The sequence below is a fragment of the Bradyrhizobium sp. genome (assembly GCF_049798375.1).
In the GTDB taxonomy this organism is placed as follows: Bacteria; Pseudomonadota; Alphaproteobacteria; order Rhizobiales; family Xanthobacteraceae; genus Bradyrhizobium.
Genome location: NZ_JBARGP010000077.1, coordinates 1 through 13,928 on the forward strand (window position 1 = coordinate 1; position 13,928 = coordinate 13,928).

13 protein-coding genes and 1 pseudogene are annotated in these 13,928 nt (G+C 64.9%); 6 read left to right on the plus strand and 8 right to left on the minus strand.

The features are described 5' to 3' along the window. Positions 1-382, plus strand: a pseudogene (locus WA702_RS03255) (hypothetical protein); the annotation flags it as partial. A 121-nt stretch (positions 383-503) separates the two neighbouring features. Further along, complete coding sequence (locus WA702_RS03260) at positions 504-1,697, plus strand: TAXI family TRAP transporter solute-binding subunit (protein WP_425109089.1); 1,194 nt, start codon at positions 504-506, stop codon at positions 1,695-1,697. A gap of 200 nt (positions 1,698-1,897) precedes the next feature. Here WA702_RS03260 and WA702_RS03265 read toward each other — a convergent pair whose 3' ends face one another. Together WA702_RS03265 and WA702_RS03270 are read right to left on the minus strand one after the other, a co-directional pair. After that, on the minus strand, positions 1,898-2,290 hold the full coding sequence (locus WA702_RS03265) for a YkvA family protein (protein WP_425109090.1): 393 nt from the start codon (positions 2,288-2,290) through the stop codon (positions 1,898-1,900). A gap of 115 nt (positions 2,291-2,405) precedes the next feature. Continuing rightward, on the minus strand, positions 2,406-2,726 hold the full coding sequence (locus WA702_RS03270; protein ID WP_425109099.1) for a 4a-hydroxytetrahydrobiopterin dehydratase: 321 nt from the start codon (positions 2,724-2,726) through the stop codon (positions 2,406-2,408). A 317-nt stretch (positions 2,727-3,043) separates the two neighbouring features. Here WA702_RS03270 and WA702_RS03275 point away from each other — a divergent pair, with 317 nt between their 5' ends. Further along, positions 3,044-4,444, plus strand: a complete 1,401-nt coding sequence (locus tag WA702_RS03275; RefSeq protein WP_425109100.1) for a TAXI family TRAP transporter solute-binding subunit — start codon at positions 3,044-3,046, stop codon at positions 4,442-4,444. 97 nt (positions 4,445-4,541) lie between these two features. Continuing rightward, complete coding sequence (locus WA702_RS03280; protein WP_425109091.1) at positions 4,542-6,113, plus strand: alkaline phosphatase D family protein; 1,572 nt, start codon at positions 4,542-4,544, stop codon at positions 6,111-6,113. A 209-nt stretch (positions 6,114-6,322) separates the two neighbouring features. Here the strand turns inward: WA702_RS03280 and WA702_RS03285 are convergent, their stop codons facing one another. After that, positions 6,323-6,700: a response regulator gene (locus tag WA702_RS03285; RefSeq protein ID WP_425109092.1), complete on the minus strand. Its 378-nt coding sequence runs from the start codon at positions 6,698-6,700 to the stop codon at positions 6,323-6,325. A gap of 164 nt (positions 6,701-6,864) precedes the next feature. Between WA702_RS03285 and WA702_RS03290 the strand changes: the two genes are divergently transcribed. Further along, positions 6,865-7,626: a Crp/Fnr family transcriptional regulator gene (locus WA702_RS03290; RefSeq protein WP_425109094.1), complete on the plus strand. Its 762-nt coding sequence runs from the start codon at positions 6,865-6,867 to the stop codon at positions 7,624-7,626. Between the two features lie 266 nt (positions 7,627-7,892). Then, positions 7,893-9,719, plus strand: coding sequence for a translational GTPase TypA (gene typA / locus WA702_RS03295; RefSeq protein WP_425109095.1), 1,827 nt, complete (start codon positions 7,893-7,895; stop codon positions 9,717-9,719). A gap of 122 nt (positions 9,720-9,841) precedes the next feature. Here typA and WA702_RS03300 read toward each other — a convergent pair whose 3' ends face one another. The 5 genes from WA702_RS03300 to WA702_RS03320 all read right to left on the minus strand — a co-directional run. Beyond that, the gene (locus WA702_RS03300; RefSeq protein ID WP_425109096.1) at positions 9,842-10,762 is read right to left on the minus strand and encodes a LysR family transcriptional regulator; all 921 of its coding nucleotides are present in this window, start codon (positions 10,760-10,762) and stop codon (positions 9,842-9,844) included. 9 nt (positions 10,763-10,771) lie between these two features. Next, on the minus strand, positions 10,772-11,749 hold the full coding sequence (locus WA702_RS03305; protein WP_425109101.1) for a YeiH family protein: 978 nt from the start codon (positions 11,747-11,749) through the stop codon (positions 10,772-10,774). Positions 11,750-12,018: 269 nt separating this feature from the next. Next, positions 12,019-12,426 (minus strand): thiol-disulfide oxidoreductase DCC family protein, encoded by a 408-nt coding sequence (locus tag WA702_RS03310; protein ID WP_425109102.1) that lies wholly within the window; start codon positions 12,424-12,426, stop codon positions 12,019-12,021. Further along, complete coding sequence (locus WA702_RS03315; protein ID WP_425109097.1) at positions 12,423-13,748, minus strand: SDR family oxidoreductase; 1,326 nt, start codon at positions 13,746-13,748, stop codon at positions 12,423-12,425. The genes WA702_RS03310 and WA702_RS03315 overlap by 4 nt, the downstream gene beginning before the upstream one ends. Beyond that, on the minus strand, positions 13,741-13,928 hold a 188-nt coding region (locus tag WA702_RS03320; RefSeq protein ID WP_425109098.1), incomplete at its 5' end, for a hypothetical protein. The genes WA702_RS03315 and WA702_RS03320, both read right to left, overlap by 8 nt.

Below are 13,928 nucleotides of genomic sequence, written 5' to 3' on the forward strand. Positions count from 1 at the left end.
CTCAATCACCGCGCCCGGCGCCGCCACTGCGATGGTCACGCCGACCTTCGCGACGCCGTCCGTCAACGCCCCGCCGCCGCAACAGCAGCAGGCCGCCCGCCGGATGGATCCCGACGAGCTCGCTGGCATCATGAAGCGCGCCAAGAACCTGCTCGCCTCCGGCGACATTCCGCCGGCTCGCCTGCTGCTCGAGCGCGCCGCCGACGCACAAGAGCCGGCCGCGGCGTTGATGCTGGCACAGACCTATGATGCGCAGGTGCTCGGCACTCGGGACGTGCGCAACATCAACGCCGATCCGGGCGCAGCCCGCAACTGGTACCGCCGCGCGGCGCAGCTCGGCTCGGGCGAGGCGCAGCGCCGCCTCAACCAGCTCCAGAACTAAAGTAGTCCGAGCGCGGCGGCAGACCGCCGTCGTGCTCTCGATTGTCGACTGGCACGATTTTTCCGCGAAGCGCGTGCGGCGCTTCGCCTGATTGTGCCGCAGTTTTCATGCAGGGGAACACATGCGACGTTTAGTTGGCGCGGCGCTTGCCGCCATGATGATGATCGGCTGCGGCACCGCGGCTCACGCCCAGGGCGCCGAATACGATCCGGGCAAGGTCAGTGACAGCCTGCGATCGATCTTCCAATTCGGCTCGGCCGATACGAAGAAGGCACTGAACGCCAACACCGTGACCTGCATCACCGGCACGATCGGCGGCACCTATGTGCAGTTCGGCGCCGACCTGTCATCCGTGCTCGACGACGGCAACAAGCTGCGCATCCTGCCGATCGTCGGCCGCGGCTCGGTGCAGAGCATCGCCGACATCCTGTTCCTGCAGGGCGTCGACATCGGCATCGTCCGCGCCGACTCGCTCGACTATCTCGAGCGCAAGGGCTACGCGAAGGACCTGCGCAAGCAGCTCACTTACGTCACCAAGCTGTACAACGAGGAAATGCAGGTGATCGCGCCGCTGGCGGTCCGCAATCTGCATGATCTCACCGGCAAGCGCGTCAGCGTCGATCTTCCCGACGGCTCGACCTTCGTCACCGCACTCGCGGTGTTCGAGCGGCTCGGACTCGATGCCACCAAGTTCGCCTATATCGAGCAGCGCATCGCAATGGAGAAACTGAAGAAGGGCGAGCTCGATGCCGTGATCGTGGTCGGCGGCAAGCCCTACAAATCAGTCACCAACTTCGTCAATGATGGTGGCCGCTACCATCTGGTCACGGTCGACTATGAGCGGCCGCTGCAGGGCGATTATCTGCCGGCGACGATGACGTCCAAGGACTATCCGAACCTGATCGCAGAGGGCGACAAGGTCGACACCATCGCGGTCCCGGCGGTGCTCGCGGCCTATAATTGGGCCCCCAACACCGAGCGCTACCGCAAGCTCGCGCTGTTCGTGGATGCGTTCTTCACCAAGTTCCCGTCGCTGCAGCGTCCGCCCTTCCATCCGAAGTGGAAGGAAGTGTCTCTGTCGGCACCGCTGCCGGGCTGGCAGCGCCTGCCGGCCGCCAAGCAGTGGCTGGAGACGCATGCGATGGAGGGATCGGCAGCGGCCGGCGGATCGTCGCGCGACCAGTTCAACGACTTCATGAACAAGAACGCGGCGGCCAAGACCGGGCAATCGGACTCCGATCGCGAGGCGCTGTTCAGGCAGTTCCAGGCCTGGGAAGCGGAGAAGAGCGGCGCCGCCCGCCCGCGCCAGCGCTAAGCTCGATCCGGCGATCGTCAGAAAACAAAGCCCCGCGGTGATGCCGCGGGGCTTTTTGTTTGGGGCGACGATCGTCCAATGACGATGTGTTCTCTGATGGACGTGGATGTCTGAGCATCAGCGCGGCATTAGCGCTCCACCCTCTCCGCTTGCCTGAGAGGATGCAATGTTGTGTGGCGCGCGGTTCGCCCAACTAACAACTACGCGGCTTTCTCATCACCTTCCCCGTCCAGCCCCCGCTGCAGCGTGGCACGCGCGGCGGCGTGGTGGTCGGGCGTGATGTGCGAGGCGACCATGCGGAGTGCGGTGGCGAGCACGGCGGCGTCATCGGTGAAGCCGAGCACCGGCAGCATGTCGGGGATGAAATCGAACGGCAGAATGAAATAGGCGATCGCCCCCAACAAAGAGAGCTGCACGTGCCGCGGCGTCTCCTTGTCGAAGGCGCAGTAATAGGCCGCCAGAAGTTCCTCGGCGAACGGCAGATGCGCCACCACCCGTCTGAACTTGGTCCAGAACCGCCGGCGCACGCTCTCGCGGTCCTGGGCCAGCCGATCGGCCGGCGCAAATCCGGTGCTGGTGTCGGTCGTGTCCACTGCAGCCTCCTGCGTCCCGCGATCCGCGGCACGTTCAAATCCCGCGGCAAACGTGGGGACCCCTGGCGCTCACCGCAAGACGTTCGCGCGACCGCTGCACCAGACGCTGCGTCGCTTAGACGCCGAGCGGCTTTGCGATCGCATCCATAGCGCGCGCCAGATCGATGTCGCGCGAGGTCACGCCGCCGGCGTCATGGGTCGACAGCGTCACCTCGACCGTCTTGTAGACGTTGCGCCATTCCGGGTGATGATCCCGCTTCTCCGCGACCAGCGCGACGCGGGACATGAAGCCGAAGGCCTCGTTGAAGTCCTTGAAAGCAAAGGTGCGGCTGATCGCCTCGCGTCCTCTGACCTCCGACCAACCGGGCAGTTCCTGCAGTGCTTTGGCCCGGGCATCCGTCGACAATCGTTCCACCATGGCCGAATTCCCTTGGATGAGTTGAGGAACCTGAGACACACGAGCGGCGTTTCGCCGCGCGGGTGCCTTGATACTTTGCCTTCCTTACGCCGCCGGCAACAGAAAGTTTCCGTGGAAAATCAGGTCGCGAATCGGCGTCTCGCCGAATCGGTCATGATCCCGACCGGCGGAAGCCGCGCACCGGTAACCATGACGGAGATGTAACCCCGCCGACCGACGAAAACTGCTACATTTTCAACCGACCCGCGTGCGTGCCGAATGAACTTGCCCCTCAAGCAATTGATGGCCGTTCGATGACCGGAGGACAGGACCAGGTGGAGCGTCAGACCGCGGTGATGCCGCGCCCGGTCAAGCCGGCCGTATTCATTCTGATCGCTGCCGCGCTCGCCCTGTTCGGCGCGGTGGCCGGCGGCTATTACTTCGCCATGCGTCCGGTCGTCCTGCATATCGCCGTCGGCCCGGCCAACAGCGATGACCTCAAGGTGGTGCAGGCGCTGACGCAGGCTTTCACGCAGAACCACAGCTATGTCCGGTTGCGCCCAGTGCCGACCGAAGGGGCGGCCGAGAGTGCGCAGGCGCTCGCCGACGGCAAGGTGGACCTTGCGATCGTGCGCGGCGACCTCAACGTACCGAAGAATGCACAGGCCGTGGCGACCCTGCGCAAGAATGTCGTGGTGCTGTGGGTGCCGGCCGGCGCGGCCCAAGGAAGCTCAAAAGGAAGCTCGAAAGGGAGCAAAGGCAAGAAGAAGGCCGACAACATCACCAAGATCTCGCAGCTGGCAGGCCATAAGGTCGGCGTGATCGGCCGCACGCCCGCCAACGTCAATCTGCTCAAGGTGATCCTGCAGCAATATGGCGTCGATCCGGAGAAGGTCGAGACCATCCAGTTCCCGGTCACCGAGGCTACCGACGCAATCAAGAACCACAAGGCCGACGTCTATCTGGCCGCGGGCCCGCTCAACAGCAAGATCACCAGCGATGCGGTGGCAGCCTCGACCAAGAACGGCGAGGCGCCGACGTTCCTGGCGATCGATTCCGCGGACGCGATCGCGCAGAACCACTCCGAATACGAATCGACCGACATTCCGGCCGGCGCCTTCGGCGGCGCGCCCGATCGTCCGGAGGACGAGGTCAAGACCATCAGCTTCAATCACCACATCGTCGCCCGCAAGGGCCTGTCGGACACGACCGTTGCCGCCTTCACGCATCAGCTGTTTGCGGCGCGCCAGCAACTGCTGGCGGACTTCCCGCTGGCCGCCAAGATCGAGACGCCCGACACCGACAAGGACGCCGCGATCCCCGTGCATCCGGGCGCGGCCGCCTTCGTCGACGGCGAGGAGAAGAGCTTCCTCGACCGCTACAGCGACTACATCTGGTGGGGGCTGATGGCGCTGTCGGCGACGGGCTCGGTCGGCGCCTGGTTCGCCGGCTATCTGAAGAAGAACGAACGCAACAACAACACCTCGTTGCGCGAACGGCTGCTCGACATGATCACGATCGCCCGCAAGAGCGATGCGACGGAAGAACTCGACAAGCTGCAGGCCGAAGCCGACGACATCCTGCGCTCGACGCTGGCCTGTTTCGAGGAGGGCGCCATCGAGCACGGCACGCTGACCGCCTTCAACATCGCGCTCGAACAGTTTCATAATGCGGTCGCCGACCGCAAGCTGATCCTGATGAGCCTGCCGCAGAACCTGCAGCGCGCCGGCGCCCAGCTCCGCGCCACCGGCAGCTGAGCATCACCGACGCTGCGATCGCGGCGCTGTAATTGCCACGTCATCAAAGTCTTCTAAGTCAAGCGCGCATTTCCGCGCCGGCTATCAGGAGACACGCATGACGATCCGCATTCCCCGCCAGAATTTCGGCCTGTCCCGCCGCCGCTTCCTGTCGACCGCCGCGGCTGCCGGCGTCAGCACCATCGCCATGCCGTATCTCAGCCGCGCCGCCGACCGGCCAGCCGTGACCCATGGTGTGCAGTCGGGCGACGTCTCGACCGATGGCGGCGTGGTGTGGGCGCGCGCCGACCGGCCCTCGCAGATGCTGGTCGAGGTCGCCACCACTGATACCTTCAAGGATGCCCGTGCGCTGCCGCCGATCGCGGCGCTGCCCGAGAGCGACTTTACCGCCAAGATGCTCGTCGACGGCCTGCCGGGCGGCCAAGACATTTTCTATCGCGTCAAAGTCCGCGATCTCGCGCATATCAGCGTCGAGAGCGAGCCGGTGGTGGGCCGCTTCCGCACCGCGCCGTCGGACCAGCGCGACGTCAGCTTCGTCTGGGGCGGCGATGTCGCCGGCCAGGGCTGGGGCATCAATCCCGACGATGGCGGCATGGTCACCTTCGCGACCATGAAGAAGCACCGCCCCGACTTCCTGCTGCATTCCGGCGATACCATCTATGCCGACGGCATCATCCCCTCCGAGGTGAAGCTGCCCGACGGCAAGCTCTGGAAGAACGTCACGATCCCCGAGAAGGCCAAGGTCGCCGAGACGCTCGACGAGTACCGCGCCGCGCATAAGTACAACTTCCTCGACGACAACGTCCGCGCCTTCAATGCCGAGGTGCCGATCTTCGTGCAGTGGGACGATCACGAGGTAACCAACAACTGGTCGGCCTCGAAAGACCTGCCGGCCACCTACAAGGAGCGCAACATCCAGCTGCTCGCGGCCCGCGCTGCCCGCGCCTTCCACGAGATGTATCCGATGCGCGAAAGCATCGTGGAGCCGGGCCGGGTCTACCGCACCATCCATTACGGTCCGCATCTCGACGTCTTCGTGCTCGACGAACGCAGCTATCGCGGTCCCAATGGTTCGAACGACCAGACCACTTACGGTCCCGACGCCTATTTCATCGGACCGGAGCAGATGCGCTGGCTGAAGCGCGCGCTGCTCTCTTCGCGCGCGACCTGGAAGGTGATCGCCTCCGATATGCCGCTCAGCCTGATCGTGTATGACGATGCGGCCAACAAGAAGGGCTCGGAAGCGTTCGCGCAAGGCAACGGCGCGCCGCGCGGCCGCGAGCTCGAGATCGCCGAGATCCTGCGCTTCATCAAGACGGCGCCGATCCAGAACACGGTGTGGCTGACCGCCGACGTGCACTACGCCGCCGCGCACTATTACGATCCGAACAAGGCCCAGTTCCAGGACTTCGAGCCGTTCTGGGAATTCGTGTCAGGCCCGCTGCATGCCGGCACCTTCGGACCGAACGAACTCGACAACACCTTCGGCCCCGAGGTGCGCTTCGTGAAGGCGCCGGGCGAGGACAAGCAGAACCTGCCGCCGTCAGCCGGCTTGCAGTTCTTCGGCCACGTCAAGATCGAAGGCGCGACCGGGCAGATGACGGTCACCTTGCGCGACCGCGCCGACGTCGCGCTGTGGTCCACCACGCTCGATCCGAAGATCGGGTGATGGAGTTCTCTTTCAGGAAAGGCTGGCTGAAGGCTGCTGAGGAAGGGATTTTCGGTCGTCAAAGCTCGCTCGCAGCGCACAGCGGTGTACCCTCTCCCCGGGACAGGGTGGCAGCCGAAGGCTGCCGGGTGAAGGGTTCTCTCCGCTCGAAAGGCTGTCACCGACGCGAGGCCTTCACCGCAGTCACGTCGCGGCGAGAAGGATCCACTTTACGCTTTGCTTCTCAGCGCCGTCGCCAGCGCCTCGGTCGTACATGGCTTCGTCAGCCGTGGCCGACCGGCGAATTCCGGCGGCACCCGATCGGCGCCGTAGCCGGTGGCGAAGGCGAAGGGAATGCCGAGCGCGGCCAGCCGTTCGGCCACTGCAAAGCTCTTCCCACGTGCCAGCCCGACATCGAGCAGCGCGAAATCGGGCCGCCTGTCCTCGATCATCTGTAACGCGGCGGCGACATTGGCGGCCACGCGCACCAGGGGCACGCCGAGCGTGAGCAGCGTGTCCTCGAACCCAAGCGCGATGATGGGATCGTCCTCGACGATCAAAACGTCCCGATAAAGCGCAAGTGAGCTGTCATCCGGCTCGGATGTCATGGCGGGGGTTCCAAAAACAGGATGGCCCCGCAGCCGGCGCCTTCAGGCAAGCACACCGGCGGGTCCTTGGAACCGAGAGCAGCACACCGGAGTTCCCTTGTCGGTGCACTTGTACACACAAGGACGCCGGTTTGATCGATGGGACAGCAACGAGGGGAACGGACATGCTGGCGCGTGGCGTGACGGCGATTGCCAAGGAGCGGCCTTACAACAACCTGTTGCGACGGCTGAGCGCCGCCGATTTTGCGCTGATCGCACCGCATCTGAGCCAGGAGGAGGTGGCCGCCGGCGACTTGCTCTATAGCCCAGGCGACGACGTGCAGACGGTCCACTTCCCATGCGGGCCGGCGCTGGCCTCCTATCTCGTGCCCAGCGAGGATGGCCGCGACGTCGAAACCATCCTGGTCGGCCGCGAGGGCGCGGTCGGCGGCATCGTCAGCCAGGGCTTCCTGCCGGCCTATACCAGGATCGTGGTCAAGTTCGCCGGACCGTTCGTGCGCATGTCGGTTGGCAAGCTGGAGGCGGCCAAGCTGCAATCGAAGACGTTGCGCAACGTGTTTGCCCGCTATGCGGATTGCATGCTGGCGCAGATGTTCCAGTCGACCGCCTGCAACGCCATCCATTCGATCGAGCAGCGCACCGCGAAATGGATCATCTCGGCAATGGAGCGCACCGACGATGCCGACACCGTGCCGCTGACGCATGAGCAGCTGGCGACCCTGCTCGGTGTCGGCCGCTCCTACACCAGCCGCGTGATCCAGAGCTTCAAGGCGGAGGGTATCCTGCAGACACGCCGCGGCGCGATCCAGGTTTGCGACCGCGAGGGCCTGAAACGGCGCTCCTGCCGCTGCAACGAGGCCGTGAAAGGCCATTTCGAGGAGGTGCTGAGCGGCGTCTATCCGACCGACCAGGCCGAGACCGGCTGACGACGACGCAGACCGGCTAACCATGATCCCGTCCGGGGAATTTCGGGCCCGGATCGTCAGGATTGTCATTGTTTTTTGGCCTTTTCTCCCTATATTGCGGCGCAACGCGTCAGGTTTGCCCGGTCCCTATGGCCGGGCTTCCTTTTTGGACCCCGAGGTCCCTGTCGCAGGACGAGTTTCGCGAGCGCGCGCCTGTAGCTAATAGCCTGACCCCTTTAAGGGAAAACCGCGCTCCGCACCCGAGCACGAGCCGAAGAAAGCCGACCATGAACCTTCGCAACATCGCCATCATCGCCCACGTCGACCACGGCAAGACCACTTTGGTCGACAAGCTGCTGCAGCAATCCGGCACCTATCGCGACAACCAGCGCCAAGTTGAGCGCGCGATGGATTCCAACGATTTGGAGCGCGAGCGCGGCATCACCATTCTGGCCAAATGCACCTCGGTGCAGTGGAAAGATACCCAGATCAACATCGTCGACACCCCAGGCCACGCCGACTTCGGCGGCGAGGTTGAGCGCATTCTGTCGATGGTCGATGGCGTGATCGTGCTGGTGGACGCCGCCGAAGGCCCGATGCCGCAGACCAAGTTCGTGGTCGGCAAGGCGCTCAAGCTTGGCCTGAAGCCGATCGTCGCCATCAACAAGGTCGATCGCCCCGACGCGCGCGTCACTGAAGTCGTCAACGAGGTGTTCGACCTGTTCGCCGCCCTCGACGCCACCGACGAGCAGCTCGATTTTCCGATCCTCTACGGGTCGGGCAAGAACGGCTGGATGGGCACCTCGCCGGACGCCTCCCATGACGACGGCATGCAGCCGCTGTTCGACCTCGTCATCAAGCACGTGGCGCCACCGGTGGTCGAGGAAGGCCCGTTCCGGCTGCTCGGCACCATTCTCGAGGCCAACCCCTATCTCGGCCGCATCATCACCGGGCGTATCTCGTCCGGCACCGTGAAGCCGAACCAGGCCGTGAAGGTGCTGTCGCGCGACGGCAAGCTGGTGGAAACCGGCCGCATCAGCAAGATCCTGGCGTTCCGCGGCCTCGAGCGTCAGCCGGTCGACATCGCCGAGGCGGGCGACATCGTGGCCATCGCCGGACTGCCCAAGGGCACGGTAGCCGACACCTTCTGCGATCCCTCGGTGGAGACCCCGATCCAGGCGCAGCCGATCGATCCGCCGACGGTGTCGATGTCGTTCATCGTCAACAACTCACCGCTCGCCGGTACCGAAGGTGACAAGGTCACCAGCCGCCTGATCCGCGACCGCCTGCTGCGCGAGGCCGAAGGCAACGTCGCGCTGCGCGTGGTCGAAGCCCAGGACAAGGACGCCATGGAAGTGTCCGGCCGCGGCGAATTGCAGCTGGCGATCCTGATCGAGACCATGCGCCGCGAGGGCTTCGAGCTTTCCGTGTCGCGTCCGCGCGTCGTGTTCCAGAAGGACCCGGAGACCGGTCAGACCCTGGAGCCGATCGAGGAAGTCGTGATCGACGTCGATGAGGAGCATTCCGGCGTCGTGGTGCAGAAGATGAGCGAGCGCAAGGCCGAACTGATCGAGATGCGCCCGTCCGGCGGCAATCGCCTGCGTCTGGTGTTCTACTCGCCGACCCGTGGCCTGATCGGCTACCAGGGCGAGCTGATGACCGACACCAAGGGCACGGCGATCATGAACCGCCTGTTCCACAACTACCTGCCCTACAAGGGCGAGATCCAGGGCCGCCGCAATGGCGTCCTGATCTCGAACGATCAGGGCGAGGCGGTGGCCTACGCCATGTTCAAGCTGGAAGATCGCGGCCCGATGATGATCGAGCCCGGCTGGAAGGTCTATCGCGGCATGATCGTCGGCGAGCACACCCGCGACAACGATCTTGAGATCAACATTCTCAAGGGCAAGCAGCTCACCAACATCCGCACCACCTCGAAGGATGAAGCGGTCAGGCTGACCCCGCCGATCCGGATGACGCTGGAAAAGGCGCTGGCCTATATCGAGGACGACGAACTGGTGGAGATCACCCCGAAGTCGATCCGCCTGCGCAAGAAGCACCTCGATCCGAACGAGCGGAAGCGCGCCGAGAAATCGAAGGAAGCGGTGGCGTAAGCCGCACTCACTGCACGTATTATCGTCATGGCCGGGCTTGTCCCGGCCATTCACGTTTCTGACGACGGAGCTTGACGAGCGAAGCAATTACAGCCCAGAAAACAACATGGATTGCTTCGTCGCTACGCGCCTCGCAATGACGGCGAGCCTGACGCAGCGGCACCCGCCTCACCCACCATCCGCAAAAACTCCCGCGCCGCCTGCGTCTGGTGATGCTCACGGTGACGCAGGCTGTAGAACTGCCGCGGCGGGAACGCGATTGCGGCTATCGCAAGCGTGCTCGCCTTGAGCGCTCGGGCGACGACCAGCCTTGAGATCACGGTGACGCCGGCGCCGGCCTCGACCGCTGATCGGACCGCTTCGTTCGACGGCAGGTCGAAGGCGATGTCGAGATCGGCTAGCCGCAGGCCGAGTCCCTCGAGCGCCTGCTCGAACATTGCGCGCGTTCCCGAGCCCTGCTCGCGGAGCACCCAGCGCGCACGCTTCAAGGCTCCGGCCGTGACCGGCTTGCCGTCGCACAGCGCGTGGCCGATCGGGCCGACCAGGACCAGCTCATCATCGGCGACGGCCTGCAGCGCCAGCAGGGGATCGTCGACACGTCCTTCGACAAAGCCGAGATCGGCGCCGCCCTCGCGCACCAGGCCGGCGACCTGCTCGGTGTTGCCGATCGCAAGCGACAACGTGATCGCAGGATGGGCGACATTGAAGCGGTGGATGAACGCCGGCAGCCAGTCATTGGCGATGGTCTGGCTTGCCGCGAGCGCCAGTTGGCCGCGCTGCAGCCCTGCGAGATCGTCGAGCACGGTCTCCGCCGCCGCGACGCGCGCGAGGATGCTTCTCGCTTCGACCAGGAACGCCTTGCCGGTAGCGGTCAGCACGATGCGCCGGCCGACGCGATCGAACAGCTTGGTCTGGTAACGCGCTTCGAGTGCGGCCACAGCGGCTGATGTTGCCGACTGCGTCAAATTGAGGTCGCGCGCCGCTTGCGTAACGTGCTCGCGGGTCGCGACCGCAACGAAGATCCTGAGCTGCTCGAGCGTCATCCCAACGAACTATATCATCATCAGCTTCACCAGCATCAGGCTGAAGCTCGCGACGAACAGGAACGACAGTAGTCCCAACATCAGCGGCCGCAGCCCTTTTGCCTTGAGCTTGGCGAAATCCGTTTCCAGCCCCATCGCCCCCAGCGCCACCGAGAGCAGGAAAGTCGTGACGCTGACGATGTCGACGCGGATGTCCGTGGGGATCGTGATCACACTGTTGATGCCGACCAGCGCGATGAAGCCGAGGATGAACCACGGCACCGGCGCCTGCGCGGCCGTGTGACTGTGACCGTCATGGCGGGCGCGACGGGCGGCGAGCAAACCGAGCGTGATCACCACAGGCGCCAGCATGGTCACGCGGGCGAGCTTGGCGATGGTGCCGAAATCGCCGGCCGCCTTGCCGCCCTGGAAGGCGGCGGCGATGACTTGCGCAATCTCGTGGATCGAAGCGCCGCTCCACAGCCCATAGGCGTGGGCGTCGAGGGCGAGCTGCCCCGCGATCCACGGATAGCTGAACATCGCGATCGAGCCGAACACGGTGACGCAGGCCACCGCATAAGCGACATCCTCGTCCCGAGCGCGGGTGACGGTGTTGGTCGCGATCACGGCCGATGCGCCGCAGATCGAGGTACCGGCCGCGATCAGCTCGGTCAGCTTGCGATCGACGCCGAGCAGCCGGCCGATCCAGGTCGTGACCAGGAAGGTCGACGTCAGGGTCAGCGCGATCACGGCGAGCCCGCGCGCGCCGACCTCGGCGATTTGCGTCGCCGTCAATTGCAGGCCAAGCAGGATGATGGCCAGCCGCAGCACGCGGCGCACCGAAAACGTGACGCCGGCCCTGGCGCGCTGCGGCGTGCCGATGACATTGTGAAACACCATGCCGCTGAGGATCGCGAGGATCATCGGACTGAACAGCGTGAGTCCGGGCAGCTGGCGCAGGCTGAAACCCGCGCCGGCGATCGCCGCCGACAGCAACAGGCCGGGCAGCAGCGCCGTGATGGCAGGCTTGGCCACAGCGGGAACGGCAAGCGCCGGGTTTGAAGGGTCATCGGCGACAAAATCGTAAGAGGGAGCGGCCATGAAATAACTTCCCGAGTTTCAGCTTCAGAAGAGTGTTTCATGCTCCCATTAATCGATCTAACGCATTGTACCGCACATATTCATCGACATAAACGAATGATTATTCCGGCGATAGGCGGTCATGGCAGACTTCGCCGTCATCCCGCGCAGGCCGGGATGACGGTTCGAGGCAGCAGTTACTCCAGCACCCGCGCTCGCAGCTCGGCGTCCGGCACGAAGCAGACGTCGTAGCGGCCGAAGATGCGGTAGCGGTTGCGCGCGACCAGGCTATAGACCGCATCGCGCAGCGGCTTCGGCACGACGAACAGCACGCGTGTCCAGCCCCAGCCGGCAAGCTGCGACAGCACGGTCAACGCGGCATCGGACTTCAGATGCGCCTTGCCGCCATGTACCACCGCGTTGGTGTCGGGATCGGCGGGATCGATGCCAAAGGCGCGCGCCAGCCGCGTTCCGTAAGCCGACTGGATCGGCGTGAAACGAAAGCGCCTCTCGATGTCCCGCGCAATCACGAAGCGGACCCAGCGCGAGCAGAACACGCAGACGCCGTCATAGAGGATCACATCGTCGTCGAGCCAATTCATCAGCGATTGTCCAGCGTGAGCAGCGCGACCAGCATCAACACGATCGCGGGACCAGTTTTGACCAGCGCGCCCAGCGGCTCGCGCCAGAGGTCAGGCGTGAAGACCGCGCAGCCCCCCATATAGCCCAGCGCGACCAGGATGCCGGCGACAAGGCCGAACGCAGCCGTATGACGAAATCCGATCAGCCCGCCGATTGAGATGTCCATCAGGCTGGTGATGGCAGCGAAGGGCACGGCAAACCAGTCCGGCCAGCCGCGCGAGGTCAGGATCGCAGTGGTCGCGGGAAACGAGATCGCCAGCGCGATGAAGCCCGAGGCGATCCAGAACAGCGCGAGGCTCGCGATAATGAGCGCCTTCACGAGATAGAGCCGCGCGAACCATTTGTCCTGGATGCTGGCGCCGCTGCGGCCCACCACCTCATCGATACGCAGCGGTTTAATGCCGGTTGCGGCTATCCAGCTCCGGGGATCGCCGCGGATGCCACGGCGCAGCTCGGCGATCGCCGTCGAGCGTATCGGTGACAGCCAGCCGAGCCGGCCGACGAAATCGCCCGCGACCACACCGAGATCGAGCAGGAATTTCGGCAAGATGATGCGCTTTTGGCGCGCGGTGCCGAAGGCAAGACGAAAGCGATCGATCACGCCGCCGAGCGTCACCGGCTCGGCTTGCATCAGGTCCCAGGTCACGGCTTTCGTGGACTCCTCCAGCGGGCGCGCGGCGAGCCAGGCGATGGTCGCGGCGATGTCCGCGACCCCGACCGGCTGGAACGGCGTGGCGCGCTCCTTCGCCGGCAGGTCGAATGGAAGTGCGGCCAGCGCGCGCAGCATCGCGCTGCCGCCGTAGGCCGCTGGCGCGATCACGAAGTCCGGACGCAGGATCGCATGGGGAATGCCGGATGCAGCGATGAGACGTTCAGCCTCGCGTTTGGTGGTACTGAACGCCGTGCGATCGTCCGCCGCGTTGCCGGGAATCGAGATATGGACCAGTCGCACGGCGCGCCCGGACTCTCTGATCCCGGAGAGCAGCCGGACGACGAAATCCCTGTGCACCGCGCCGGTGTCGCTGCCAGGGCCATCCTGCAGCACGCCGAGGCAATTCACGATCACGCCGATCTCGCGCGAGCGGATCAGCTCCGCCAGCGCGGCGACATCCATCGCCATGATCGGCAGTTCGAGATCGTCCGGAGAAACACCCTGCCTGTCGGCGAGGCTGCGCGCGACACCGATGATGGTAAACCCGCGCCGGCGCAGATCATTGGTGACGAAGCCTCCGATCAGCCCGGAGGCACCGAGCACGAGGATGCGGGGAGTTGGTTGTTCATTCATGCGATGGGCTTTCGCATGAGGTGACGAGCGTACCGGCTGCTACAAATGCGGAAACGTAGGGTGGGCGAAGGCGCGGATGCGCCGTGCCCACCACCGGCACATTCGCAAGCAGGCGGTGGGCACGCTTCGCTTTGCCCACCACACGAACTGCAGCGGCAAATGCAGTCGCCCCCTCTCCCC